Here is a 26,732-nt window from a genome sequence, read left to right on the forward strand (position 1 = left end):
TGTATTTGTCAATGTTAATAAAACTTTACTTACCATACTTTAAACACAATGATATTGAGCATTTATAAAAAACAATAATATGATCATTTAAATTAGTCACTTAAGTTGTTTTTTGCAAATAAATATTGTTAAAGAGTGAAAATATTAAATGATTTTTGATATATCAAAAGCGGTTGATTGATTCAGCTTATTATGACCCGAAGCAATATATGAATAATTCAGGAGGAGGCATAATTTGTCCCTTTTAAAAGAAGCTACCTCAACCGAAAAACTGCTAAATACTATCCGCAATAAAAAAACCGATACCGATAATCAGGCTTCGCATATATCTGCTATTGAGTCACAGAATAATAAACCCAAAAGCTTCATGTCTAATAGTTTTGTATCAGAGAAAAAACCTGTAACCATAGGCGTTGATATCGGGCATGAATGCCTGAGATTGGTTAAGACTACAAAAGCCTCTGATAAAAACCGGATTTTTCTTGGGTATAAAATCATACCGTATGCAAACATAACTTCCAGGAAGTCTCCTGAATTCGCCGGTTTTATAAAAGCGGAACTTTTAAAATTTTTTGGGGCCGACCGTGAGGTCAATATATGGGCGAACATGTCTACGGCACGTGTTAATGTCCGTCATTTAAGGATTCCCAAAGTATCAAAAAAGCAAATTGAAAACGCCATCTCCTGGGCGATTAAAAGAGAAACCCCTTTTGATGATAATGATACAAGTCTGGATTTCGAGATACTGGGAGAGATTAAAGAAGACAATATCGCAAAATTATATGCTGTCGCCTATACGGCTCCTAAAGATGAAATTAAAGAGATCAAAAATCTGTTTTCAGAAATCGGCCTGCAATTAGATGGAATTTCCATTACTCCTTTTGCACTTCAGAACATATTAAAAACCGTTCAGATTCCTGATTTTGAAGGTACGGTTGCATGCTTGTTTATAGGCAATGACTTTTCACGCATAGATATTTATGCTCATGGCAAACTTGTTATGACAAGGGGTATCAGAGCCGGCATAAATAGTATGGTCGAAGCATTGATGGAAAGTATTTCAACAAAGGCATATGACGACAGCGAAGGATTTAATGAAAAAGAAGGGGGAAATGCTGCGGCTATAGCTAAAGAGATTAGAAAAGCGTTAATAAGCCTAAGCCCCGATTCTGAACCTCTTACAGAAAATGATATTGGTTTTGAACTTAAAGAAGAAGAAAAATTTAAGGTTATTGCACTTTCTTTAGAAAGAATTGTCAGACAGGTAGAAAGGACTTTTGAATATTATACTGCAAATCTTAAATATGACAGAATTGAAAGAATTTATATATCCACTGCAATGAATGTTTACATGCCCATAGTAAAATATATCGGCGATCAACTGGGTATGGAAAGTGATATACTTGATCCGGTGAAATTTAATCTGCCTAATTTTGAAAGCCTTGCAGGAAAAGCTACGGTTTCGGACAGAATTGCCCTTACACCGGTTTTGGGCCTTGCCCTTTCGGATAATGACTATACGCCAAATCTGTTGTTTAGATTTAAAGACAAAGAGAAGCTGGCCGCCACTTTACGTATTACAAATATAGTATTTGCTTTTTTAATATTTTTTGCAGTCTTTTGCGGGGGGCTTTTCATGTATCAGAAAGGTACTATCAAGCAAAGAAAAGCCGGTATTTCACATCTTGAAAAACAGATGTTCCAATATGAACCATCTGCCGATCAGGCGATGATATCACAAATGATCAGCAGTTCTGAAAAAAAGCAGCTTGCAGCAAAGGAATACAAAGAAAAATATTTCTCAATGGCGGTGATCAGCGAGTTAACATCTATAATTCCTGTAAATATACGTCTCATTGATTTTAAGGCTGAGCTGGGAAATGCAAAACCGGACAAAAAACTGCAAAAAATAAATCGGAATATAACCAAAGAAAATACAGAAAAGAAAATGCTGCTTGAAGGGTTGGTTTTTGGTGATGAAAATACTCTCGAATCATCACTGGCAGGCTTTATTGTGAAGTTAGATGATTCCCCGATATTCGGGGAGATAAGTATTAAGCAGAACAAGGTTAAACCCTTTAAAGAAAAGAAAGTTCTTCACTTCATAATTGAAACAAAAATGATAGACTAATAAAATTTTCACCCAACGCAGAGATCGGCCAAAATGGGATGTTTTGAAACTGGCTCTGTAATTAAAGAAGTGGAATTTTGAAATGTACCAAAAAATAAAAGATATTATAAAAGATATCATGATTCCAAAGCGTGCTCTTTTCTATATGGCGCTGTGTCTTTCGGGGATAATAATTATTATTTTAATAGGGATAATTCCTAATTGGATTTCTCTTATAAAGCTTGACCGCAAAGCCACCGATTTAAAAATACAGCTTGAGGAGCAAAAACAAATTTATCCCATATATAGTATGTTGAAAAATAACGATCATCAAAATTATCAAATGGCTCTGCCTTTTCCGGTAAAAAATAAGCTTTTGCGGGAATCAATTGGTTTGTTTCCTGTCACCCTGGAAAGTATTGCCAAAGAAGCGGGAATGGATACGATATCAATTTCCCCGGATATTAATCTGCTTTCGTCCGGCTCCAAATTCCTTTTTGTTAATGCAGTATTAAGGGGGGATTTTTTAAGTTTTCGCAGGTTATTAATAGGCCTTGGTAAAATACCTTATTCAGAGTCTGTGGAAGAGATACAAATTGAGCAAAAAAAAGATGCCATGGAATTTATACTAAAAATCCGGATAGCTCTTGCTTAAAAAAACCGTAGATTAGAGGATTTATGGGAAACCTGACAAAACAGCAAATCATAATACTTTCAATAACGGTTATTGTAGCATTATACGGCATTTATGACCGAATAATAGTTCCACGAACAAAATCCGTTTCTTTGGAAAAGGAAAAAAAATCTACGGAACTGGAAACATTTATATCTGATATTACGGCAAAAATAACAAAAGGACCTATTACGGCTGCCGATAACCGTGCTATAAATCTTGCAGAGACAAAATGGAAACAGGATCCGTTTTTAGATCGGAAGTCATTGCATGCTTGGATTAAGTTTAACGAACCTGATGCCGGCAATATTTCAAAATCAGAACCGGTTTTCAGTTATTCCGGATATATTGGTATGGGCAGGAAAAAAATGGCCATTATTAATGGTATTGAGTACGAATCCGGAGAATCTTTGGATTCGGAAGGATATATTCTGGAAAAAATATATCCGGAAAAGGTAGTAATTGTAAACAAAAATAACCTGTCAAGAATTGAAGTTTCTTTACAGGAATAGCCTCATCAGCCTCATAATGCAAAGATTGGGGGGGAACTTTGACTGACAAAAATGATTATAAAATTAAGTGGGCTCTGGGAGCCGTCATTATTCTTCTGGTTATAATAACAGGTTGTGCCGAAGATGTGGCATTAAAAAAAGACTCCTTTTTCGAAAAATGGGAAACTATGGCCCAGACATCCAAAGGCCATTCCCCGGCTCCTGAACTTAAAAACTTCGAAGTTTTGGAAACAGAACAGAAAAAGAAAATGAATATGGCTGATGTGGAAAATGCGCCTTTAAAAAAACGTCTTCCTGCTAATAAAATAAGTCTTAAGATGCGTCAGGCGGATGTGAATGCGATTCTTCGGGCTATGGCCAAGACTGAGGCTATGAATATATTAATTAATAACAAAGTAAAAGGTGAGGTTACCATTGATTTTGCTGAAGTTCCATGGGATCAGGCTTTTTTGAGCATCCTGCGAAATCAGGGTTTGGATTATGTTTGGGAAGGCGATATTATAAGAGTCATGACAACAGAGGATCTACAGGAGGATTTAAAGAAAAAAACTCAGCAGATGGGCATCAATCAGGTTGCGCCTCTTGTATCCAGGATAGTAAATATAAATTATGCCGATGCCAAGGGGCTTAAGGAGAATCTTTTAGGTTTTCTGACCAAAGACAAAGATGGCAAGCCCAGGGGTTCGATTCGGGTTGATGAGCATAATAATGCCTTAATTGTTCAGGCCATAAAAGAAGATATTAAAAAGATTATGCCGATAATTGAAAAAATTGACAGGCCTACTTCCCAAATTCTGATCAAGGCAAATATAGTAGAAACAACACAGGATACTGCCCGTGATCTCGGTATCCAGTGGGGTGGCAATTACAACGGGCGTTTTAATAAACGCGATCTTGTTATAACACCGGGGGGCTCAACGTCTGGCGGTATAAGCGGTGAGAATTTTGCCGTCAATTTTCCAGCGGAAAACATATCGGATGCAGCATCAGGTACTCTTGGCCTTATATTCGGCACAATCGGAGGAAACGTACTCGATGTCCAGTTAAGTGCTCTTCAGGATGATGGAAAATTAAATATCTTATCCAGCCCGTCTATAACCACTCTTGATAACCAGACGGCCTATACTGAAAACGGAGAACGAGTTCCATATGTTACTGAAGAAACAAGTTCAACGGGCGCGCTTACAAGATCGGTAAAATTCGAGGATGTTGTGCTGCGTCTTGAGATTAAGCCCCACGTCATTGACAGCAGAAATCTTAAAATGGAAGTTCTTGTAAAAAAGAATGAAGTTGACAACACAAGAAATGTACAGGGAAATCCATATATAATTAAAAAGGAAACAAAGACTACTCTTATAGTAAAAGACGGGGAAACCATAGTAATTTCAGGCCTGACAAAACAGAAAAAACAGGATTCGGGAAACAGTGTGCCCGTATTAAGCGATATGCCATTGATAGGCCGGCTGTTTAAGGGAACAAGCAAAAGCGAATCAATGGAAGAAGTTCTCATATTCATAACTCCTACGGTATTGCCAGTGCAAGCAACTTATACAGTATTGGAGAATAAAAATAATTAACTCTTTTACGCAAAAGTGATTATGGATTATTTCAGGATTTTAAATTTAAATCAGGAGCCTTTTTCAAACTCTCCTGAGCCGGAATTTTTCTTTCAATCCATGAAGCATTTAGGCTGTCTGCAAAAAATAGAACTTGCAGTACGCCTCCGCCGGGGTTTGAATGTAGTTCTTGGTGATGTGGGGACAGGAAAAACAACTCTTTGCAGGCAACTTATATTAAAATTTTCCGAATCCGAAGATGACAGCAATGATATCCAAACCCACCTTCTTATGGATCCTGGCTTTACAAGTCCTATCGAATTTTTGTCTGCAATAGCACAATCTTTCGGGATATCTTTGGCAAGCAATTTTGAAAGCGAATGGCAGTTTAAAGAAAATATAAAAAAATACCTTCTGCAAAAAGGAGTTGATGAGGCCAAAACAGTAGTTCTTATTATTGACGAAGGCCAAAAATTGCCGGATTTTTGTATCGAAATACTTCGGGAATTTCTCAATTATGAAACCAATGAACATAAACTGCTACAGATTATAATATTTGCGCAAAGAGAATTTGAGCAGACTTTAACAAAATATAAAAATTTTGCAGACAGGGTTAATCTTTATTATTATTTAAAGCCATTAAATTTAAGAGAAACTTTTGGCATGGTCAGATACCGAATCGCGAAAGCCGGCGATACGGTAAAGACGCCTTCCTTGTTTACCTATAGTGGTTTATTGGCGCTGTATTTTGCTACAAAAGGTTACCCGCGCAAAATAGTAACACTTTGCCATCAGGTTATGCTTGCATTAATTATTCAGAATCGTTCAAAAGCCGGTTGGTTTGAGGTTCGTTCCTGTGCAGGAAGGGTTACTACAATAAACAAAAAAGGTTTTGGTAGGTCTATAGCGGCAACTATTGTTTTGTTTGCAATTATTATCATATCTGCTTTATTTTTCATAGATACATCCGATATAAGGCCTGTGAAAAAGATGTTGGAAATAGCACAATATAACAAAATCATTCCGAACAAAGAAATATCAAGCAAATCAGAATATAAAAAAATCATTCCTGCCAAAGAAATATCAAGCAAATCAGAATATGATGAAATTATTCCTGTTGTTCAGGCAGAAGCTATTACAACGGATTTGATTGAGAATACACCTGCTAAGGAAATGACAGCGCCAATCCCACCGCAAATTCCGGTTCCTGAAAAAACTATGCCGGATCTTCTCGGAAAACTGACAATTAAAGACGGTGAAATAGTTTGGCGAATCATGAAAGATATTTACGGAGAATTTAGCAACGAAGTATTTCAGAAAGTTGTACTTGCGAATCCCCATATTAAAAATCTGGATAAAATTATGACCGGAGAGGTTTTGAACCTTCCGACTATTCCTGCCGAATCAAATCCCCTGCCATCGGGAAAATATCTTGTAAGAGTGGTAACTAATCAAGATATCCGGGCTATTTATGAGTTATACAATGGTTATAAAGAATTGTTGCCTTCTTTAGAGTTTCTTCCATACTGGAATAAAAGCGAAGGTATGGTTTTTGCTATTTTTTTGAAGAACGGCTATGAAAATATGGAATCAGCTAAAACCATAATAGACAAATTGCCTCATACTATTGCATCAAATGCAAAAATTTTTGAAAAACTGGATGACGGCACATTGTTTTTTTTGCAGAGGTATCAGGAAAGGGCTAATAAATAAAGTGACCATAATTTCTAAAAAGAAGCTGGGACAAATCCTTGTAGATGAAAAACTGATTACAGAAGAGCAGCTTAAAACCGCTCTTGATGAGCAGAAGAACAATAAACTGAAATTAGGGCAGTTTCTTATCAGGCGTGGAATAATTACCGAAGACCAGATGGTTGATCTTTTAGGCAGGCAGTTAAATATAAAAAAGTATCACCCTGATATTTATGCTATTGATCTTGAATTGTCGCAGCTTATATCCATAGAGCATTCCCAGAAATACCGGTTGGTTCCGTTAAATAAAAAGGGGCGTCTTTTAACTATCGCAATGCTTGATCCGCTTGATATCAATGCCATAGATTTTATTGAGTCAACGACTAATTGTGAAGTTGAAGTAGTAATTTGTACCGAGCGCGAATTTAATAATTTAATAAGCGGACTTTATGGCATACAGTCGGGTATCAGCGGCATAATGGAAAATATTAATGTTGAAACCAAACTGATTGCCGAAAAAGAGGAAGAGGAAGCTTCTCAGGATTTGCAACTGGCTTATCTTCAGGATATTGCCGGAGAGGCTCCGGTTATCAGAATAGTTAATTCCGTTTTTGTGCAGGCCATCCGCGAAGGTGCCAGTGACATCCATATAAGTCCGCAGCAGGATACTATTCAGGTACGTTTTCGCATAGACGGCAAACTGCATGAAGTGCCGTCTCCCGTGAAATCAATGTTTTTGCCCATTGCGGCCAGAATAAAGATACTTTCCAATGTGGATATAACCGTAACAAGAGTACCACAGGACGGACGATTTACTCTCAGGATGGAAAATAAAGAAATCAATGTACGCGCATCTTTTATACCTACAATTTATGGCGAAAATATAGTATTGCGCCTTTTAGATACCAGCGCAGGTATTTATTCTCTGGATCGCCTTGGTATGAACAAGGAGGATACCGAGAAAATAAGGTCTGCTATCAGCAAGCCTTATGGAATGATTTTAAGCACCGGTCCTACCGGAAGCGGCAAAAGTACAAGTGTTTATGCATTGCTTAGTGAACTCAACAGTCCGGACAGCAATCTCATGACACTTGAAGATCCTGTCGAGTATCGTATCCAAAATGTAAGACAGGTTCAGTTAAACACTAAAGCAGGAATGACATTTGCCAGTGGTCTTCGTTCGATCCTGCGTCAGGATCCTGATATAATTATGGTTGGAGAGATCAGGGATGCGGAAACAGCGGCAATTGCAGTCCAGGCCGCTCAGACCGGTCATCGGGTATTAAGCACGGTTCATACAAACAATTCCGTAGGAGCGATTACACGATTTATTGATATGGGTATAGAACCATTCCTTCTAGCTTCAACCCTTTTGTTGAGCATTGCCCAGCGGCTGGTCAGAACCGTTTGCCCTTATTGCAGAGAGCCATATAATCCGCCGGAAAAGGTACTTGCATCCTGGGGTGTTAAAAATTGGGATTCGGCTAATTTTCAGCGTGGTAAAGGATGCAACCAGTGCCTGAACACCGGATACAAGGGACGAACAGGCATATTTGAGGTTCTGGTTTGCGATGAACTTGTGCGTGATATGATTGTTAATAAAAAACCGGCGCACGAAATTACCCGTAAATGTATTGATGCAGGAAAATTAAGAACTTTGCAATATGATGCCGGAGAAAAGGCTCTTAAGGGGATAACAACTCTTGAAGAAGCCGGCTCGGCGGTAATTATGTAATGGTATAATTATGTCAAATTATTCATTCCAGGCTATAGACGCAAAAGGAGCTGTTGTTAAGGGTGATATAGAGGCTAACTCTTCCGATGAAGCGGCAAATATCATAGCTGATAAGGGCTATATACCCTATGAGCTGAAAGAAAAGAAACTAAAAGCTGCCAAATCAGGCCTTATGCTAAGAATCAATCGCAAGGTTAAAATAGCTGATTTGATAATATTTACCAAGCAGTTTCGGTCTTTGTTCAAGGCTGGGGTTCCTCTTGTTAGAGCTTTTCAGGTTCTGGAAGCTCAAACACAAAGCGATGCTTTAAAATATGCAATAGCTTCGATTTTAAAAAATATCAGGGAAGGAGTTACTTTATCCGTTGCCATGGGCAACCAGGAAAAAATATTTTCACCTTTATATTGCAGTATGATAAGAGCAGGAGAGATGAGTGGAACTCTTCCGGAAGCTCTTGAACGTCTTATTTACATGATTGAACATGAAGGAAAAATCAAGTCGGATATTAAATCGGCCCTTCAGTATCCTATTATGGTTACCGTAGCGTTGACCGGTGCTTTTTTCTTTCTTTTAAACTTTGTTGTTCCAAGTTTTGCAAATAATTTTTCTAAGGCAGGAATTGATCTCCCACTGCCGACCCAGATAGCAATTACGCTTCATCATTTTGTATCAGACTACTGGTTTTTAATATTAGCTTGCATTATTGTGGTAATTTTTGCACTCCGGCTCTGGCTTAAAACAGAAAACGGAAAGTATATGAAAGATTCTCTTATCTTAAGAATACCGGTAATCGGTCCGCTGTTTATAAAAGCCGCTATGTCACGTTTTGCAAGTATCTTTGGGATGTTACAATCAAGCGGCGTACCTGTAATGAGTACTATGAAGATTTTATCCGGAGTAATCGGCAATGCAGCTATTTCGCGGGAATTTGATCGGGTGCGCGATTATATGGGCGAAGGGCAGGGAATAGCCGTTACTTTGCAATCCGCAAAATATTTCACGCCAATGGTTATTGATATGGTTGCTATTGGGGAGGAAACAGGAAATCTGGAAGAAATGCTTCATGAGGTATCACTGCATTATGATGATGAAGTTTCTTATGCAGTCAAGGGGCTCTCGGAATTTATTGGACCTATTCTAATTGTAGGTCTTGCGGCAGTTGTAGGTTTTTTTGCATTAGCCATATTCATGCCTATGTGGGATATGACCAAGATGACAAAGTTCTGATATGAAAAAGAAAAATTTTCAAGTAAGTCTATATCTATTAGTACCGTTTACACTTAGTGGGCTTTCGCTTCTGTGTGTAATTATCACAGGGCGTATTGCTTATGATTTAGGTCCCAAAGCTTCGGATACTCCTTTGTTTATTTTATGGGGGTTTATTGTTGTTGTTATCACTTTTTCGGTAAGTATGTTGATTACCTGGCTTTTGTTAAGACCTGTAGCCAATTTTATTAAAAAGGCGGAAAAACTTCCTGTTTTCCCCAAGTCATCAATAAAAAGTGACTCCGGAACAAAAGATGTTTTGGAACATTACACTCAGGTATTTGATCAGATTACAAATATTTTGGGTAAAGTTGAAGCAAAAGAACTGTTTCCCAAAATTATTGGCCAGAGTAAAGTTATGAGAGGGATTTTTACTCAGCTTTTAAAAGTTGCGCCAACTGATTCCACAGTTCTTATTTTAGGTGAAAGTGGTACCGGCAAAGAACTTTTAGCTGAAAGCATCTATGATCACAGCCTTAGAAATAAAGGTCCGTTTATTAAAATTAATTGTGTTGCAATACCGGACAATTTACTTGAAAGCGAACTTTTTGGTCATGAAAAAGGTGCATTTACCGGTGCAATATCCCAGAAAATTGGTAAATTTGAAATTGCAAACGGCGGTACAGTGTTTCTTGATGAAATCGGTGATATGCCGCTTTCTGCTCAGGCTAAGATATTGCGCATTTTGCAGGAAAAAGAATTGCAGAGGGTTGGAAGCACCAAAACAATCAATGTTGATATCCGGTTTGTTGTGGCAACAAATAAGGATCTTCCTGAAATGGTAAAGAAAGGGCTGTTTAGAGAAGACCTGTATTACCGGATTAATGTTTTTTTGATACGATTGCCTTCGTTAAGAGAAAGAAAAGAGGATATACCTTATCTATCGGAGACATTTCTTGAAAATAATGCAAAATCGGTAACTCTTTCCAGCAAGACACTTCAGTTGATCACTGCATACAATTGGCCGGGAAATATAAGAGAGTTGAAAAATACAATAGAAAGAGCAGCCGTACTAACGGAAACCGACTTGATTGAACCGATGCACCTTCCTTCAAACATTACAAAAGATATTTCAGCAACCAATATTATAAATGAATTGTCTTCGGAAAATATGTCTATAGATGACCGTCTCCATGAAATTGAAAAGGGATTAATTATTGAAGCCATAAACCGGACAGGGGGTGTTCAAATAAGAGCTGCTGAACTTCTTGGGATTAACCAGAGAAGTTTATGGCATCGTATAAAAAAGTATGGAATTGATGTTACCGCATTAAAACAATCTACAAAAAATGTAGATTAAGCACAAAATAATGTATATTTCTCCATCTTGGGGGTTGATTGTTAATAAGTTTATCCATATTATTGTTTGTTGAAAAAAATACTCTTTTTTAGTTATTATCAGTTAAACAAGATATATGAACTCTGGTTTTCTTGCCCTTTGGTAAATGATTGTTTTAATAATCAGCTTAATTGGCATAGGATGTGCTGTATAAGTTAGTCAGAGAATGAAATAAGTTATAGAATAAGTTTTAAAGGGAGTAATAAAATGTGTGAAGTTATTAAATGTGGGCAAAAAGCAGGAGGAGGTTTTAATATGAGAGTTCAAAATAAAATTATAAACACGATAAAAAACGAAGAAGGCTTTACATTAATTGAAATAATAGCCGTTCTTGTTATCCTGGGTATCCTGGCTGCAGTTGCGATTCCTAAATATCTGGATATGAGGGAAGATGCTGTTAGAAATGCCGCTCTGGGTGCTATTTCTGAATTAAACGCCCGTGAGCGTTTGGCACTTGCGAAAAGCAAACTAAACGATGCCACAGCAAATGTTTATTATGTCGTTGATAGTTATGACCTTGGTGGTGACTGGGGCGGGGCAACATCTGAAGTTGCAACGGCGGATAAAAATGCAGATGTATCAGCACTTGGTCTTGATGTTCCTTTTAAGGGGAAAACTGTAACATTTGATAAAACCGGCGCTACCGATATAAATACACCGGCGCAATGGTCTCTCAATTCAGTTAACTAGTTGTGCAGGATATATATTATACAAAAGATTTAATATTAAGATATAATTTGCTGATATTATAGCTTAAATCTTAACTTCTTTGTAAAAAAGGTCGAGCTTTAAACTTAAGGGGAAATATTATAATATTATCAGCTACCCTCCGTGATCTTAGTGGTTTTAAAAAAAAGACAGTAAAGTAAAATGACTCAACACCCATATAACCCTTTATTAAAAGCTGAGGCTTATATGGGTTTTGGATTTCTGATTATCATGGTTAAATTCAGATGGCGTGCAAAGGGTTCTAATGGCTTTATGATGATCGAATTGGTAATCGTATGAAGCCTTTCTTGCTATTTTATCTTCCGATCGTTTAAGCAGATTCAAGCAATAAAACAACTACCCTTCACAAAAATATCCATCCGTGACTATCGCAAACTTCTCCTATAATGATTCCTTGACAATGGCGCATAAAAGGCGTACTATCAGCGCATAAATCAGGAGGGATAATTATGCTAAAAGGCAAAATAAATATTACTATGGACAGGGATTTAATCGAATATGCGAAGACTTATGCAGAAGAACAGCGGACGACTGTTTCTGAAGTCTTCACGCAATTCATCCTCAATGTTAAAAGAGTAAGGGAAGGTGATAATACTGAAATAATCATGGCAGATTCGGACTTCAGGGACGGCCTTCTGGAAACGATATCAAGGGTTAGAACCGGGGATATTAAATGGCACCGTTATGAAGAGGTATTTTAGTGGACGTCCGATTCACCGATACTTTTTTAGATTCCTTGAAGAAACATGCTTCTCTAAAGAGTGCTGTTCAAAAAAAAGTAGATATGATTATGATGAATCCGGTTCAGACAGGAGAGCCGCTGAAGGGTAATTTCAGGGGTTATTACAGTTGTTCAGTAAAAAAGAATTTCATTATCATTTACCTGTACTGCATGATTTGCCGCAGGAAAAAAGATCAGGAAACAGTTCTTTGTCATGATTGTGTATCATGCGGGGACGAAACTATTAAATTTATTGCGCTTGGTCCTCATGACAAAACTTATTGTAAAAGTTAGAAATTATACTTGCAAACTAATGTGATTAGTTCCATTTTGCGAACCCATCAGGCAACGTAAAATGCCTCAAATCTAACATATAAATCATAATATACCAAATAGTTATATGTATTAATCAAAATTTATGGAATTGCAATCCAAATATTTTGACAAATTTATGGAATTGATGTAATGACTGAATATGATCAAACGAAAGTATGACATTGCCGAATTTATTAAACCCCAAAAGGTTCTGGTAATCTTTGGTCCAAGGCGGGTGGGTAAGACCACCTTGCTAAATGATTTCTTATCCCGCACCACCCTGAAATTCAAACTTGATTCCGGTGATAATATTCAAATCCAGCAGGTATTAAGCTCTCAGGATTTTAAACAGATACTTGACTATGCAGCAGGTTACGACCTCATTGCCATAGATGAAGCCCAACAGATCCCAAACATTGGCATGGGATTGAAGATTTTGGTGGATCAAATGCCGAATTTAATCGTTATTGCAACCGGATCTTCCGCTTTTGATCTGTCAGGGGCTATCGGTGAACCTTTGACCGGCAGAAAGACCACGCTTGTCCTGTATCCCTTAGCCCAACTGGAGTTGCTTAACCATTACAATGCATTTGAGCTGAAACTTATACTTGAGGATTTTCTGATTTATGGTTCTTATCCGGAGGTCGTTACCGCTCAGGCCAGCCGGGACAAAATCGCCCTTCTGGAAGAACTGGTAAATTCCTACCTATTAAAAGATATTCTTAAACTTGACAGGATCAAGGGGGCAAAGTTGCTTATGGATCTTTTGAAACTGCTTGCCTTTCAGATCGGCGCTCAGGTATCATTAAATGAGCTATCCACACAGCTTCGGATTGATGTGAAAACAGTAGGGCGTTATCTGGATATCTTTGAAAAGGCATTTGTTATCAAGAGGATCGGTGGATTCAGCCGGAATCTTCGCTCGGAGGTTGTCAGCAAGGCAAAATATTATTTTCTTGATAACGGGATTCGCAATGCCGTTATTTCCCAATTCAATTCCATTGATAACCGAAATGATATTGGCCAGTTATGGGAAAATTTTCTTGTAACGGAACGATTAAAAAAATGCGCATATCATGACCTGTACGGCTCCTTTTATTTCTGGAGAACTTACGCTGGCCAGGAATTGGACTGGGTGGAAGAGCGGGAAGGCCGCCTTTTGGGTTATGAGTTCAAATGGTCGGAAAACAAGAGAAGGAAGCAGCCCAAAGATTGGCTGAAGAACTACGGCAATGCTGAGTTCCAAACAATAAACCGGAAAAACTACGCTGAATTCATTTTATAAAAACCAAAGAAATTCGGAGTATGAAGAATGTCCCGGGCAACTGTGGGGTACATTTAGAAATAATAATTATTAAGAAAAATCCAAATGCGGTTACCATGGCAAAATCATTTGTAAAAATTGATTTAATTTTGAAAGTTTGATATCATTTGACCATGAAACGAGCTGGTAAAATATACATAAATCAACATGGCTTTACCATGTTCGAATTGGTAATCGTATTAATCCTTCTTTCCATTTTTGCAACCGTTGTTGCCAGCAGATTCGGATCAAATGGAGTGGAAATAATCACAAATACGGATATTTTAAAATCTCATCTTCGCTATGCCCAGATCAAGGCAATGGGTGACATATTACAACCAAACAGCAACAAGTCCCGCTGGGAAATATATATTCCTGATACAACATCTTATACTCTTTACAGGCGTAACGATTCAGATGTCAGAATAGGATTTAACCTGCCGGATGAAACTCCTTTGTCTCCCACACATACACTCTTGTCCGGTGTAACATTAGCTTCCTCCAGAGATACTATAGCTTTTAACGACTGGGGAATTCCTGTGGATGGTTCGGGTGACCCTTTATCCGCAGATGTCACAATTACATTGTCGGACGGCTCGCAAACCGCTAGTTTAACCATAACAAAGAACACGGGATATATTCCATGAGAATAAAAACTGAATATAGCGCCCGTGGTTTTACGTTGATTGAAATTATAGTTACGGTTGTTATGGTAGCGGTATTTAGTGCCATGATGATTACATTGTTTTCCGATTCATTGATTAAAAGCAGTGATCCGGTTAACCGATTGCGAAAATCATCGGATTTAAGCAGAATAATGGCCAATATCACAGCAGATTACATCCCGTATCCCAAAAGGAAACCTTCGACATATTATGCTGTCGACAATAAAGTATTGCCGGTGGAAATGAACGGAAGGTTTTATATTTGTACAGGCAGCGGTACAAGCGGTGTATCAGAACCCGTCTGGCACGATTATGGTGTTACATATGATGGCGGTGTAACATGGAAGGCCGGTGTCTGGACTTCTTCAAATGCTCCATATGAAGAAGATGATATTGTAATTCGTGCAAAACCAAATGGTCATTTTTATCGTTGTATAACAACTGGGGGGTGTTCAACAGAACCGGACTGGACTTCTACAGTTTACGATGGTTCAACAGAATGGATTCGTCTTCTTGGGTATTTAAATTTTCAGATTGGAACGGCAGATTCAACAGAAAAAAACAACAGCTACGGACGATATTATGTAGTATTAAACAGATTTGTTAAATTTGATTCAAGTAATATAATTCAGCCTATTACAAGTGGCGAAGCGGAAAATATACTCCAGGTAAAGATAAAAAATGATGAAGGCGAAACACTGTCTGCGCTTTTTACCGTCAGAGAGGAATAAGGTTTTTGATTAATAATACAGTAATTAATAATCGGGGTTTTACGCTGATTGAGATAATTACCTCCATAGTCGTGGTTTCAATCATTTCCGTTGTGGCGGGAATGGGAATTTCCGAATTGGCAAAAGCTTATGTTATGTCAAAAAAAAATGCACAAACAGCACAACAGGGTCAGATTTCCATTGCAAGGCTGAAAAAGGAATTTTCCTCTATCAGTTCTATTACATGCGGAAGCGATAAAAAAATTACCTACAAAATCGACAGAGACTCATCAGGAACGGAAGATACCACTACTATTTACTGGACGAGCGGAAACAGTACTTTATATCTTAAAACAAATTCGGATTGTACCGATTGTTCTGTTTCATGCACAGGCGGTGATATACTTGCAAACAATGTAAGTACGTTTAATTTGACTTATTGTACAGATGCTGATGACACCAATTGCTCACCCACTTTTCCAAATAGTCCGGATTACACATCCGCAACTGTGATGCTTATGAAGTTTACATTGGTATTAAAAGGTTTTGAAGATGCTGCCATACCCATAGCAAACCCTGATATCGTTATTCTGGGCAGGGAAACCGGACAATAATCATGATTAACTTTAATAAAAAAGGATCTGCTCTCTTATTTGTGATTGTGGGAATTACCATGGCCGCTGCGCTGGGAGTTGGCATGTTTTATATGACATCTACCTCAACAATAGGCCAGGTGTCCGGAAGCGGTATTGATCGTGCCTATGATCTTGCAATGGCGGGCAAGGATTACACTCTTGCAAACTGGGACATAAGATCGCAGTTAAACAACCAGGAATTTATCATATCCGGTACGGAGCGGTTTGAACTTAAAGTTACGGATTTTGAAATCACATCAACCGGCATTGTTCAAAAGGGCACACCTTTTGAGACAAGAAAAGAAATCAAATTTGCATCACCGAGTCCTGCTAAACGGCACTTTTTAGATACTTTTGAGAATCTTGATAATTTTGATACGGGTACTCAGATAGGCTCACAAGCGCCTGCTCCGACTGATGGTGATAATGCCTTGGATATGGGATCTTCTCTTAGTGGTTTTGGTGCCGGTTCCGGCACATGGGGCTTTCTGCAGTTAAAGAGCGGCAGTGGCGGCGGGATTAACTTTACTCCATCATGGAAGGATGCAGGCCGCTGCCTTAGTTATGATTTGCAGGTAAAGATTAGAAATGGTGAGCCGTATTATATGGCAGGATTGAATTTCAAGGTCGCAGGCAGCGGGGATGACAGGGAGTTTTATGGGGTTTCATACTTAAAGACAAAACAAAAAAAGCCTTTTTTAGGGGGGCCTTGGAGTCAAGCAGATAACATCCCTTTAGGATTAACGCCTTGCACGTCTGACACACCTAGCGGTGTTTTCCAAGACCCTATTGGATTGGAATTGGAATGGCCTATCTTCTATTGGGTTCGATATTCAAGCCCTGCTATTGTTTTGTGGAAGAGGCAGGGTGGTGCTTTTACATGGCTCGCATATAAAGTACTGTCAGATACTGATTTTGTTGTAGACTCATCTGATAATCTTGTGCCTTGGTCCAATCTTCAGGTGCGTCTTATAGAAGCATATCAACTATCCTTTACAAACGGAGGAACTGCTCTAATTAATAATGCTATTATTGAAGGCAAGAACAGTGGTGCTAAAGCGAGAATTAGCGGAACTCCTATTATAACTTCAGGAAGTTTGTCAGTTGGCAATGCTGCCGGTAACCTGACAATTTCTTACTGGAATGGCATTCAGTTTGAAAATGAACAATTAACAGTTCAAAATACCGAGGTTGGAGCAACAGCATTTACACTTAATGATAGAAAGAATTACATCAGGGTATATTATAGTGATGACAATGGTGATGATATTGATGAAGATGGTAATTATATTAATGAAAATAATCACGGGACACCAAATAACAGTCCTATAGACAATAACAGGCGGAGTAATCCCCGTCTTATTACCGGTACCAATAACATGATTCACTGGCCCGTAGATAATGTAAGCAACTGGAATGATGTGAATGATTATATGACAGTTGTAACATGGGATGGAATTAACACAGAAATTGTAAGCCCGCCTGAACAGTTAGCAGAACTACTAAAAAACAGTATGGGTATTGATACTCTATCCGATACAATTATTAAAGATGGCTCTTTTCTAACCCCGGATACCGGTGCCATAGACCATTCAGGCATCGCACTTCACGCAACCGGGGATTTCGCCCATTACACGTATTTCGATGATTTTGCTGTTCAGTACTAAATCATACAAGTAAATTGATAAAGATGTTGTTATTTGCTGCAACGGTCAAGCTCTATATCTTCTTCCGAAACCGGATCTTCTATTGGTTCAAGGTGGGTAAACACGGTAACGTACATAACTTCTTTGCGGATATCTTCTTCCAGTTCCTCAAGCAGTTCGTGCCCATGCTGCACCGTCCATGTTCCGGGAACAAGAACATGCACCGATACAAAGCAGCGTGATCCGGCCTGTCTTGTTCGAAGGGCGTGATAATCTATTCCTCTGCTCTTATATTTTTCCAGAACTTCTATCACACCATTACATTTTTCATCCGGCAATGCCGAATCCATAAGCCCTAAAACCGAACGCCTGATCAGCTTAAAGCCCATCCAGCCAATATAACAGGCTAAGCAAAGAGCTACTATCTGATCCAGGGGTTGCCATCCGGTTAATGCAACTGCGCTTATTCCGGCAAAGACACCTATGGAAGTCCAGACATCGGTCATGAGATGATGCGCATCTGCTTCTAAAGTAACAGAATTGTTTTTCTCTCCTGCGGAAAGCAATATACGGGCAACCACAAAATTTATCAAAGATGCGATAGCAATAATAATCAAGCCGATTCCTATTTCCTGAATAGGTACGGGATTGATAAAGCGATTAACGGCCATTACTGATATACTGATTGCTGCAAGAAGAATTAGCACGCCTTCTGCGCCGCATGCAAAATATTCAGCCTTGCCATGACCGAAAAGATGTTCCTCATCCGGAGGGCGGGCTGCGATAGTAAGCATGGCAAGCGCTATTCCAGCTCCGAGCAGGTTAACCAATGATTCTGCCGCATCGGATAACAAACCTACCGATCCGGTAATAAAGTATGCGCTGCTTTTCAATACGATGGTGGAAATAGCTGCTAAAATAGACAGCCATGCATATTTAGTAATTGATGAACGGGCCATAGATTGTTCGATCTTACCAGCTTAAGAGTTTATGAGCTTTTTGCCTTTATACCTTTTTATTTTTAAGCAGTGCATCAAGGTTAGCAAACGGATTGTGAGTTAGAGACGGGCCCTGATCACTTCCTGGGTCTTCCGGGCCATACCATTGGGCATCCGTATTCCGCGAATGCTCATTGTCATGACAGTAGATGCACAAAAGCTCCCAGTTGCTGCCGTCCGGAGGGTTATTATCATGATCATGGTCCCTGTGGTGTACGGTAAGCTCCCGAAGCTTTTTGCCCTCAAATTCCCTGCTGCACTTTGCGCAAACATGCGGGAATATTTTAAGCGCCCGTTCCCTGTAAGTCTTTTCACGAAGTTCTCTTTCACGTCGGACTTCGGCAAGTATTTTATCAGCACCATCAGTTTTTGTTTGATTGTTATTTGTTGTCATATAAAATATTCAGTTTTTGTGGTTACGGTTGTCTTGATTTCGTTAAGTGTATTTTGAAGCGTTGAAATAACATTTTCACGTATATCACCGGCAACAACAAGATACATTACATCATCTCCGATTTTAAGGTCTTTACCCTCAAAAATTTCTACCAGGACTTCTATAATTCCAGGGGTTTTTTTACTTTTGGTTATTATCTCTTTTAATTTAATATGATCTACCGCAACTTTAATTCCTGAAACCTTACGGCCATCACGTGAAGTTCCTCTTACTACACCATTATGGCATAATATCATTCCGGCTTTGCCATAATCAGGATGTTTTTTTATTGTATCTACAAGAGAGTCCAAGCTCATTTATCATCTCCTTATTATTCAGTATGTTGTTTAATTTCTATATTAATATCTTCATAAAGTCAAAATTAATGTACTTGCGAGGAATAAAACTATCAGTTACACAATTTGATGGCAAATAAGTTCGCATTCATAAGATTACAAAGTCTCGATACCTTAACACCAGTATTGCCAAATGCTCGCTTAGGCAATAAATTTCCGGATTGTTTTTTTGTATCATTTGAGGCTCCTTACATGTTGTATCAAATATCTATCAGTATAAACTGAAACGTTTTGAAACTGGCTCCTTTGTTAACACTATAATCCAATCGCATTAACTTGAGAAATTCCTTCATTTCCCTTTTCGTTGTAATATGAGTTTGCATTGCTGTCATGTCGCACAGCGCCTTCTCAGGGGAAGCAGCTAGAAATTTTTTTTGATCGCCGGCATCTTCAATCCGAACCCCAATATTGAATACTTTTTTTGGGCTTATTATACTCCTTGCCCAACACATAAAGTCCCTTACCCTGACGATATCCTTATTCTTGAGAAGACCCCTGATCTTATCTCTTGGCTTTTTGTAGTCCCTTAACGCATGCAACAGCAAATTGTAATCAAACTCTGCGGGAAATTGAATCAAATTCTTCATGATATATCAACCAATATGTCTAATAAATTGGACTTACAGGTCAATTTGTAATTTGTTAACTGGAAATTGTCAGGAAAACTTTAACGAATTATATAGTTCCGGATACCGGATCAAGCCCGGTATGACAATCTGTGGAGTAGTTGCTAATGTATTAATACGCGATGCTTACGGGGAATGTATTCCGCCTATCACGCCTCAAGTCCTGCCAGCCAGTCACCTGCACGTAAAATATCTATTCCGGCCAGATGTTCTTCCTGGTGAAGATGGTGAACAAGCTGGATGCTTTGGGTATTTTTAAACTGACCGGCAAAATAATGCATTGCCCTTGCAGGAGTTTTGTCGGAAAGTTTTACCTCGATTAATTTATGGGGAGCCCCTTCCATGACTATAACAAAATCAATCTCTTTGCCTTCTTTGGTTCTGATATAGTTCAATTCGGCATGTTTCCCGCGCACATCGTAAAGATAATGCACATGTTTGAGCAGACATAAAGCGCAAGTATTTTCTAGCCTAACACCTTCGTTTCCTCTTACGAAGCCACTGTCATAGAAATAAACCTTCGGTTCCCGCAGAATTGAACGTGCAATGTTTTTATGATATGGACGAATAAGGAATATAATATAAAGGCTTTCAAGAACTGAGATATATTTTTTGACTGTATTGGGTGAAATTTGGAGGTCTTCTGCAAGCGAGGTATAAGACATGGAGGACCCCACTCTATAGCGTAGTAACTCAACAAGTTCCTTCATTGCCTTTAGTTCCTGAATCCTGCTAAAGTCAAAAATATCTTCTCTGATCAGGTCGCTATAATACTGATTTCTCCATCGCGAAGCTTCTTCTTCGGAGTCGGATAAAAAAGGCTCAGGAAAACCGCCAAAACTATTAAGCTTTTCTAATGCATCAAAAGGAGCCAGGTCGTTGGATAATTCCTTTACAGAGAATGGCAGAAGTCGTAAGTGAAGATATCTTCCCGCAAGCGATTCTCCGGCCTGACGATAAGTCTCTAACCTGGCACTTCCTGTTACCAGAATTGTCTGTCCTTCAAGTCTGGAATCGAAGGTTCCTTTCAAGAAGACTTTCCAATTCTTCATTTTATGTATTTCATCAAAAACAAGAAGTCCTGTATTCAAACGCCATGATTGCTGAAGGATTATCCGCCGGTCATTTTCGTTGTCATGGTTTAGATACTGTGGAGATGGAAACTCCTTCATTATTTCCTTGGACAAATATGTCTTTCCTACCTGGCGAGGGCCGGTTATGATAACCATTTTTTTCTTGAGATCTTTTACGATCTGATCATATAAATACCTTTTCATGGTGACTTTTTAGTAGTATTTTGCGGAAAAGTCAAGGCTAATACGCAAAACCTTGCGGATTAGTCGCATATTTATAGGGGTCATAATTTATAAATATATTTATTTTATTTTGTTATAATAGGATGTTATCATTTATAGAAATTGTGATAATTCTATTCCGATTACATCAATCTGTAATTGGAACATTCCGACAATTAAAATACATACTTATATCCTTGACCGTACAGAGCTAAAATTATAAATTGATATGCAAAATGCAATATAGCTTAATATCTTTTAAAAAGGCCTATGGATAATAACAAACCTCAAATACTTGCTCCTGCGGGAAATAAAGCTTCTTTTCTTGCTGCAATTGCTGCCGGGGCCGATGCCGTTTACTGTGGGCTTAAAGACTTTTCCGCCCGTATGGAGGCGAAAAATTTTACGATTAGTGAACTTGCTCCTCTTACAAGACTTGCTCATGATAATGGAGTAAAAGTATATGTTGCCATAAATTCTCTTTTAAAACATGAAGATCTTTTACTTGCCGCAAATCTTATAGCGCAGCTATCGAAGCAGGTTAAGCCCGATGGCCTCATAATACAGGATCTTGCACTTATTGATCTTGCAAAACAAACGGGATTTAAAGGCGAGCTTCATCTTTCTACGCTTTCCAATGTAACTTTTCCTGCGGCATTAAAGCTTGTACGCGAAAAGCTTAATATAGACCGGGTTGTTATACCAAGAGAACTTTCTATTGATGAAATTAAATCTCTTGCCGCAGCTTGCCCTGAAAAGCTATCTCTTGAACTCTTTATACATGGAGCACTTTGCTACGGAATTTCAGGCAGATGTTACTGGAGCAGTTATTTCGGTGGTAAAAGCGGGCTTCGCGGAAGATGTGTGCAGCCATGCCGAAGAATTTACAATCAGAAAGGCAAATCAGGCAGGTTCTTTTCCTGTATTGATCTTAGCCTTGATGTTTTAGCAAAGGTTTTACTGCCGGTTTCCAAAATAAGCGTATGGAAAATCGAAGGAAGAAAAAAAGGCCCTCACTATGTTTATTATACTGTAAGCGCTTATAAAATATTAAGAGATGAGGGAAGTGACCCGGTACAGAAAAAAAATGCTCTTGAACTGCTTTCTCTTTCTCTTGGAAGATCCGGCAGCCACTACAATTTTCTCCCGCAGAGGCCGCATAATCCTGTAAGCGCAAACAATCAGACAGGCTCGGGGTTGCTTATAGGTAAAATTAGCGGGCCTGGTCAAAACCCATGGCTTTCGCCCAATGAAGAGCTTTTGCCCGGAGATCTTTTGCGCATTGGTTATGAAGATGAAGCTTCGCACAATATATTGCGCGTGGGCAAATTTGTCCCCAAAAGAGGGCGCTTATACATAAAACCGCCAGCAGGGAAAAAATCTGCAACGGGATCTTTTGTGTTTCTTACAGACAGACGTGAAAAAGCTCTTGAAGATATGATATCCGGGCTTGATAGTAAAATAAAAGAAGTATCTGTGACAAATGAGCCGGAATTATCATTTACCCCAAAATTGCCAAAAATGTTTAAAGAGAAAAAATCAAATTACGAAGTTAATATTTACAGGGATCATGCGAAATTTAATAAAGGTGTGAAAACCGGTTTATGGTTTAATCCTGAATATGTTAAAGAAAATAATATTGATTACTCCTGTTACTGGTGGCTTCCGCCAGTAGTATGGCCTGATGAAGAAAAACAAGTTAAGGAAAATATAGATTTTTTACTTTCAAAGGGCAGCAAGAATTTTGTTTTAAATGTTCCCTGGCAGATTGCTTTTTTTAGCGGCATGAAAAATCTAAATATCTGGGCCGGGCCATTTTGCAATATAGCAAATGTTCTTGCATTAAAAGTAATACACTCTCTTGGATTTTCAGGCGTAATTGCAAGTCCTGAGCTGGGGCGTGATGATTATCTTAATCTGATACAAAACAGTCCGCTTCCATTAGGGATGGTTATTTCAGGAAACTGGCCTTTATCTATATCAAGAACGCTTTCCGACCAGGTTCAAACCGATTTTTCATTTATCAGCCCGAAAGGCGAGCATGCCTGGGTAAAAAAATACGGCTCAAACTTCTGGGTATATCCAAACTGGAGTATAGATCTGAAGGATAAAAAAGAAGAACTTATTAAGGCCGGGTACAGTATGTTTGTTAACCTTGTAGAACCATTGCCTGCTGATATAAGAATGAAAAAAAGAGAAGGCAAATGGAACTGGAAAATCGGATTGACTTAGCGGGGTTTGAATTACTCTTTAGGTTCAAGGTTCACAGTTGAAGGGTTCAAGGTTCACAGTTGAAGGGTTCAAGGTTCACAGTTCAAGGTTCACGGTTCAAGGTTCACAGTTCAAGGTTCACAGTTCAAGGTTCAAGGTTCACGGTTCAAGGTTCACGGTTCAAGGTTCACAGTTCAAGGTTCACGGTTCAAAGTTCACGGTTCACGGTTCACGGTTTACGGTTCACAGTTCACGGTTGATTGTCTTGAGCCCTTCATATTTCCTGAGATAATTAATAAATCAAGATCTTTACAATGTTTAATTTTCATCACTCTCTAACCTTGAACCCCTGAACCCTTCAACTGTGAACCTGAATATTTACCCCATAATCTAAAAGTATTTGCAAACAGGGTTTAAATCTTTCCTACTTCTTCTCAAGATGCTTTTTAAGCTGATCTTCGAGTTTAGCGAAAAGATTTTTTTGCTTTTCGTCCTGCTCTGCCTTAATGGATGCAACCTTTTGGACCAACTCTTTCCGGGAGTCTTGAAATTTTTTCAACTCTTCATCTATACTGCTTGTTTTAATATTTTTAGGGATTTCTTCTAAAGCAAGATGGTCTCTTAAAAAAATTCTTGTACCGAATGCGCCTTCGACAATTTCTATTACTCCGGTCTCATCAAGTTTTCTGCAAATATAATTGCCCTGCTCAAGAGAAAATGAAAGAAACTCGCAGATATTGCCTATAGACGGCGAGGCAGAATTACGATGTTCAAGAATCCTGATCGCAGCAACAACAAGATGAGCATCCGAGTAAAGGTCAGTATTTTTCATAGATAGTAATCTTAAATGGTGTTAATAAAAACTATTGAGCCAGTTTCAAAACGCCCCATTTTGGCCGATCTCTGCGTTGGGCTCAAATTTCAATCCTCGAAATACTCAATGTATTCCTGCGGTTGAAATTTTCGCCCGCCTTGAGCTTAACCAAACTGAAACATTTTGAAATTGGCTCTATTATAAACAATTTATAACCTGTATCTTGACATATAAATGGCGTGAGAGTAACATTTTTAAATATTTTGTCAAGCACCCGCCTTTTTAAAAATATTTTTAAATAAATAATAATGAAATGGCGTTTGAATAAAAACTGTAATATATGTTATCAAAATTTAAATTGGAATTTATAATTTAGGAATTTATATATGAAAGATAAAAGAGGCTTGTATTATTATCCTTTTCCTGAAAATCATAAAGTTAGGATGTATGTTAAAAAGCCAAAGGATGAAATCTGTTTCAGACTCTGGAATAATGATGATGATAAACTATGGGAAGAACACGGCTGGATTCCTTACAGCGCTGTAAAACAGGCGGCTGCGATCTATGATGGTTCCAGGTTTAACCCCAACGCAGCCTATGATATTGAGATTGCCGGAGCACTTATTGCGGAAAATCAGACTGTCAGAAAGTAAATCATATGAAAATAGCCATAGCGCAAATTAACCCTGTAATAGGTGATTTTGAATATAATTGTAACATGATAAAAAGCTTTGCTGATAAAGCTATAAAACATAACTGTGATCTGGTGGTTTTCCCTGAGCTTGCAATTACAGGTTATCCTCCCCGCGATCTTCTTGAAAAAAAGGATTTTATTGACACAAATCTTTCATATCTTTCCCGGCTTGTAGATGAAATTAGGGGGATAGGCGTAATCTGCGGTTTTGTGGATAAAAATACCAGTAATGAAGGAAATCATCTGTATAATTGTGCGGTTCTTTTTGAAAACGGAAAAACACTTCATAAAGTTAATAAAAGACTGCTTCCTGCATATGACGTGTTTGATGAAAACAGATATTTTGAAGCCGGTTCAAAATTTACTCCTTATATCTATAAAAATAAAAAAATCGGTATCGCTATATGTGAAGATACATGGAACGATAATAGCAGCCTGGAAAACATACATTACCATTTGAATCCGGTTAGCCTGTTGATAAAAGAGGGCGCAGAACTGCTGATAAATATCTCAGCATCCCCGTTTCATATGGGAAAACAGCAATTCAGATTCAACATGTTCGGCTCTATTGCACGCAAATATAAAGTGCCGTTTATTTTTGTAAATCAGGTAGGAGGAAATGACAGCGTTCTTTTTGATGGAACAAGCGCTGTTTTTGATAAAAATGGTGAAATAATAGCTCTTGCCCGCGATTTCAATGAAGATATGATTTTTTATGATACAAAAGATCAATCCGGCATAAATTTGAAAGAAAACATACATACTGTATCCAAAAGTGATACGGAGTCAGTTTTAAAAGCACTTATAATGGGAACGTATGATTATGTTAATAAATGCGGTTTTTCCAAAGTAGTACTTGGTTTAAGCGGCGGGATTGATTCGGCACTTACTGCATTTGTTGCGGTGCGAGCCATGGGCCCTGAAAATGTGCTGACAGTGTTTATGCCCTCGGCATATACATCAAAAGATAATTATGAGGATACCGAAAAACTTGCGGCAAATATTGGAACAAAATATGATGTAATCCCTATCGACGATATTTTTGCTCAATTTTTAAAAGTTGTTTCTCCTTCATTTAAAGAAAATGAGCCTGAAGTAACGGAGCAAAATATACAGGCTAGAATTAGGGGAACCATATTGATGGCATTGTCAAACAGAGAAAACCGTATACTTCTTTCAACCGGAAATAAGTCAGAGCTTGCAGTCGGTTATTGTACTTTGTACGGAGATATGAACGGTGGGCTTGCCGTAATTTCAGATATCCCCAAAACTCTTGTATATGAAATAGCGCATTTTATAAACCGCGATAAAGAAATCATTCCTGCCAATATAATTAAAAAAGCTCCTTCCGCCGAACTAAAACCTGATCAAACAGACCAGGATGATCTTCCGCCCTATGATCTTCTTGATGCCATTTTAAAGGGATATATTGAAGAGCTTAAAGGTGCAAAAGAGCTTATCGCGCAAGGTTTTGATCCTGAAATAGTAGAAGATGTAATTTTACGGGTTGATAGAAATGAATATAAGCGGCACCAGGCAGCTCCCGGCCTGAAGGTTACATCAAAGGCTTTTGGTTATGGCAGAAGATATCCGCTTGCACAAAGATATACGCAAAGATACCTTTAAACAACTGTAAATATTATAGGTTCACGGTTCACGGTTCACGGTTCCAGGTTCACGGTTCACGGTTCCAGGTT

The 26,732-nt window shown here is 38.4% G+C and carries 24 protein-coding genes and 1 pseudogene; 19 read left to right on the forward strand and 6 right to left on the reverse strand.

Annotated elements, in window-relative coordinates; genetic code table 11:
• Positions 1-235 precede the first annotated feature (235 nt).
• The 16 genes from pilM to KKC46_07550 all read left to right on the forward strand — a co-directional run bounded on the left by pilM (position 236) and on the right by KKC46_07550 (position 17,629).
• Entirely contained in the window at positions 236-2,131 is a 1,896-nt protein-coding gene (pilM, locus tag KKC46_07475; GenBank protein MBU1053654.1) for a pilus assembly protein PilM, read from the forward strand.
• An 82-nt stretch (positions 2,132-2,213) separates the two neighbouring features.
• Positions 2,214-2,765, forward strand: coding sequence for a hypothetical protein (locus KKC46_07480; protein ID MBU1053655.1), 552 nt, complete (start codon positions 2,214-2,216; stop codon positions 2,763-2,765).
• A 23-nt stretch (positions 2,766-2,788) separates the two neighbouring features.
• A complete protein-coding gene (locus KKC46_07485) occupies positions 2,789-3,295 on the forward strand; it encodes a hypothetical protein (GenBank protein MBU1053656.1) in 507 nt (168 codons plus the stop codon).
• Positions 3,296-3,333: 38 nt separating this feature from the next.
• Positions 3,334-4,872: a type IV pilus secretin PilQ gene (gene pilQ, locus KKC46_07490; protein MBU1053657.1), complete on the forward strand. Its 1,539-nt coding sequence runs from the start codon at positions 3,334-3,336 to the stop codon at positions 4,870-4,872.
• A gap of 21 nt (positions 4,873-4,893) precedes the next feature.
• Positions 4,894-6,564, forward strand: coding sequence for an AAA family ATPase (locus tag KKC46_07495; protein ID MBU1053658.1), 1,671 nt, complete (start codon positions 4,894-4,896; stop codon positions 6,562-6,564).
• Between the two features lie 7 nt (positions 6,565-6,571).
• Positions 6,572-8,278: a GspE/PulE family protein gene (locus tag KKC46_07500; protein ID MBU1053659.1), complete on the forward strand. Its 1,707-nt coding sequence runs from the start codon at positions 6,572-6,574 to the stop codon at positions 8,276-8,278.
• Positions 8,279-8,288: 10 nt separating this feature from the next.
• Positions 8,289-9,506: a type II secretion system F family protein gene (locus KKC46_07505; GenBank protein MBU1053660.1), complete on the forward strand. Its 1,218-nt coding sequence runs from the start codon at positions 8,289-8,291 to the stop codon at positions 9,504-9,506.
• A 1-nt stretch (position 9,507) separates the two neighbouring features.
• A complete protein-coding gene (locus KKC46_07510) occupies positions 9,508-10,845 on the forward strand; it encodes a sigma-54 dependent transcriptional regulator (GenBank protein ID MBU1053661.1) in 1,338 nt (445 codons plus the stop codon).
• Between the two features lie 294 nt (positions 10,846-11,139).
• Complete coding sequence (locus KKC46_07515) at positions 11,140-11,574, forward strand: prepilin-type N-terminal cleavage/methylation domain-containing protein (protein MBU1053662.1); 435 nt, start codon at positions 11,140-11,142, stop codon at positions 11,572-11,574.
• Between the two features lie 488 nt (positions 11,575-12,062).
• Positions 12,063-12,314: a hypothetical protein gene (locus tag KKC46_07520; GenBank protein MBU1053663.1), complete on the forward strand. Its 252-nt coding sequence runs from the start codon at positions 12,063-12,065 to the stop codon at positions 12,312-12,314.
• Positions 12,314-12,628, forward strand: a complete 315-nt coding sequence (locus KKC46_07525) for a hypothetical protein (protein MBU1053664.1) — start codon at positions 12,314-12,316, stop codon at positions 12,626-12,628. Before KKC46_07520 ends, KKC46_07525 begins: the two co-directional genes overlap by 1 nt.
• Before the next feature lie 181 nt (positions 12,629-12,809).
• Positions 12,810-13,934, forward strand: a complete 1,125-nt coding sequence (locus KKC46_07530) for an ATP-binding protein (protein MBU1053665.1) — start codon at positions 12,810-12,812, stop codon at positions 13,932-13,934.
• Positions 13,935-14,131: 197 nt separating this feature from the next.
• Entirely contained in the window at positions 14,132-14,599 is a 468-nt protein-coding gene (locus tag KKC46_07535) for a hypothetical protein (protein ID MBU1053666.1), read from the forward strand.
• Complete coding sequence (locus KKC46_07540; GenBank protein ID MBU1053667.1) at positions 14,596-15,348, forward strand: prepilin-type N-terminal cleavage/methylation domain-containing protein; 753 nt, start codon at positions 14,596-14,598, stop codon at positions 15,346-15,348. Before KKC46_07535 ends, KKC46_07540 begins: the two co-directional genes overlap by 4 nt.
• A 5-nt stretch (positions 15,349-15,353) precedes the next feature.
• Entirely contained in the window at positions 15,354-15,941 is a 588-nt protein-coding gene (locus tag KKC46_07545; protein MBU1053668.1) for a prepilin-type N-terminal cleavage/methylation domain-containing protein, read from the forward strand.
• A gap of 2 nt (positions 15,942-15,943) precedes the next feature.
• Positions 15,944-17,629 carry a hypothetical protein gene (locus KKC46_07550; protein ID MBU1053669.1) on the forward strand — a complete coding sequence of 562 codons (1,686 nt, stop codon included), beginning with the start codon at positions 15,944-15,946 and terminating at the stop codon, positions 17,627-17,629.
• A 29-nt stretch (positions 17,630-17,658) separates the two neighbouring features.
• Here the strand turns inward: KKC46_07550 and KKC46_07555 are convergent, their stop codons facing one another.
• From KKC46_07555 to KKC46_07575, 5 genes and pseudogenes are all read right to left on the reverse strand, one after another.
• Positions 17,659-18,567 carry a cation diffusion facilitator family transporter gene (locus tag KKC46_07555; protein ID MBU1053670.1) on the reverse strand — a complete coding sequence of 303 codons (909 nt, stop codon included), beginning with the start codon at positions 18,565-18,567 and terminating at the stop codon, positions 17,659-17,661.
• Positions 18,568-18,613: 46 nt separating this feature from the next.
• Positions 18,614-19,000: a YajD family HNH nuclease gene (locus KKC46_07560; protein ID MBU1053671.1), complete on the reverse strand. Its 387-nt coding sequence runs from the start codon at positions 18,998-19,000 to the stop codon at positions 18,614-18,616.
• Positions 18,997-19,356 carry a molybdenum cofactor biosynthesis protein MoaE gene (locus KKC46_07565; GenBank protein MBU1053672.1) on the reverse strand — a complete coding sequence of 120 codons (360 nt, stop codon included), beginning with the start codon at positions 19,354-19,356 and terminating at the stop codon, positions 18,997-18,999. Before KKC46_07565 ends, KKC46_07560 begins: the two co-directional genes overlap by 4 nt.
• Positions 19,357-19,595: 239 nt before the next feature.
• Positions 19,596-19,982: pseudogene (locus tag KKC46_07570) on the reverse strand (hypothetical protein).
• Between the two features lie 188 nt (positions 19,983-20,170).
• Positions 20,171-21,274 carry an ATP-binding protein gene (locus tag KKC46_07575; protein ID MBU1053673.1) on the reverse strand — a complete coding sequence of 368 codons (1,104 nt, stop codon included), beginning with the start codon at positions 21,272-21,274 and terminating at the stop codon, positions 20,171-20,173.
• Positions 21,275-21,586: 312 nt separating this feature from the next.
• On the opposite strand from KKC46_07575, the gene KKC46_07580 reads away from it, so the two are divergent.
• Positions 21,587-23,548: a U32 family peptidase gene (locus KKC46_07580; protein MBU1053674.1), complete on the forward strand. Its 1,962-nt coding sequence runs from the start codon at positions 21,587-21,589 to the stop codon at positions 23,546-23,548.
• Positions 23,549-23,951: 403 nt separating this feature from the next.
• On the opposite strand, the gene KKC46_07585 is transcribed toward KKC46_07580, so the two are convergent.
• Positions 23,952-24,359 carry a hypothetical protein gene (locus KKC46_07585; GenBank protein ID MBU1053675.1) on the reverse strand — a complete coding sequence of 136 codons (408 nt, stop codon included), beginning with the start codon at positions 24,357-24,359 and terminating at the stop codon, positions 23,952-23,954.
• Positions 24,360-24,727: 368 nt separating this feature from the next.
• On the opposite strand from KKC46_07585, the gene KKC46_07590 reads away from it, so the two are divergent.
• Together KKC46_07590 and KKC46_07595 are read left to right on the forward strand one after the other, a co-directional pair.
• Positions 24,728-24,994, forward strand: coding sequence for a hypothetical protein (locus KKC46_07590; GenBank protein MBU1053676.1), 267 nt, complete (start codon positions 24,728-24,730; stop codon positions 24,992-24,994).
• A gap of 5 nt (positions 24,995-24,999) precedes the next feature.
• Positions 25,000-26,661 carry an NAD+ synthase gene (locus tag KKC46_07595; protein MBU1053677.1) on the forward strand — a complete coding sequence of 554 codons (1,662 nt, stop codon included), beginning with the start codon at positions 25,000-25,002 and terminating at the stop codon, positions 26,659-26,661.
• Positions 26,662-26,732 lie beyond the last annotated feature (71 nt).

This window comes from Pseudomonadota bacterium, assembly GCA_018817425.1.
Classification (GTDB): Bacteria; Desulfobacterota; Desulfobacteria; order Desulfobacterales; family RPRI01; genus RPRI01.

Coding starts and splice junctions, on each gene's coding strand:
- KKC46_07480 (MBU1053655.1), top strand. CDS start 2,214: ATGTACCAAAAAATAAAAGATATTATAAAAGATATCATGATTCCAAAG.
- KKC46_07485 (MBU1053656.1), top strand. CDS start 2,789: ATGGGAAACCTGACAAAACAGCAAATCATAATACTTTCAATAACGGTT.
- KKC46_07495 (MBU1053658.1), top strand. CDS start 4,894: ATGGATTATTTCAGGATTTTAAATTTAAATCAGGAGCCTTTTTCAAAC.
- KKC46_07505 (MBU1053660.1), top strand. CDS start 8,289: ATGTCAAATTATTCATTCCAGGCTATAGACGCAAAAGGAGCTGTTGTT.
- KKC46_07510 (MBU1053661.1), top strand. CDS start 9,508: ATGAAAAAGAAAAATTTTCAAGTAAGTCTATATCTATTAGTACCGTTT.
- KKC46_07515 (MBU1053662.1), top strand. CDS start 11,140: ATGAGAGTTCAAAATAAAATTATAAACACGATAAAAAACGAAGAAGGC.
- KKC46_07520 (MBU1053663.1), top strand. CDS start 12,063: ATGCTAAAAGGCAAAATAAATATTACTATGGACAGGGATTTAATCGAA.
- KKC46_07530 (MBU1053665.1), top strand. CDS start 12,810: ATGATCAAACGAAAGTATGACATTGCCGAATTTATTAAACCCCAAAAG.
- KKC46_07535 (MBU1053666.1), top strand. CDS start 14,132: ATGTTCGAATTGGTAATCGTATTAATCCTTCTTTCCATTTTTGCAACC.
- KKC46_07540 (MBU1053667.1), top strand. CDS start 14,596: ATGAGAATAAAAACTGAATATAGCGCCCGTGGTTTTACGTTGATTGAA.
- KKC46_07550 (MBU1053669.1), top strand. CDS start 15,944: ATGATTAACTTTAATAAAAAAGGATCTGCTCTCTTATTTGTGATTGTG.
- KKC46_07555 (MBU1053670.1), bottom strand. CDS start 18,567: ATGGCCCGTTCATCAATTACTAAATATGCATGGCTGTCTATTTTAGCA.
- KKC46_07560 (MBU1053671.1), bottom strand. CDS start 19,000: ATGACAACAAATAACAATCAAACAAAAACTGATGGTGCTGATAAAATA.
- KKC46_07565 (MBU1053672.1), bottom strand. CDS start 19,356: ATGAGCTTGGACTCTCTTGTAGATACAATAAAAAAACATCCTGATTAT.
- KKC46_07580 (MBU1053674.1), top strand. CDS start 21,587: ATGGATAATAACAAACCTCAAATACTTGCTCCTGCGGGAAATAAAGCT.
- KKC46_07585 (MBU1053675.1), bottom strand. CDS start 24,359: ATGAAAAATACTGACCTTTACTCGGATGCTCATCTTGTTGTTGCTGCG.
- KKC46_07590 (MBU1053676.1), top strand. CDS start 24,728: ATGAAAGATAAAAGAGGCTTGTATTATTATCCTTTTCCTGAAAATCAT.
- KKC46_07595 (MBU1053677.1), top strand. CDS start 25,000: ATGAAAATAGCCATAGCGCAAATTAACCCTGTAATAGGTGATTTTGAA.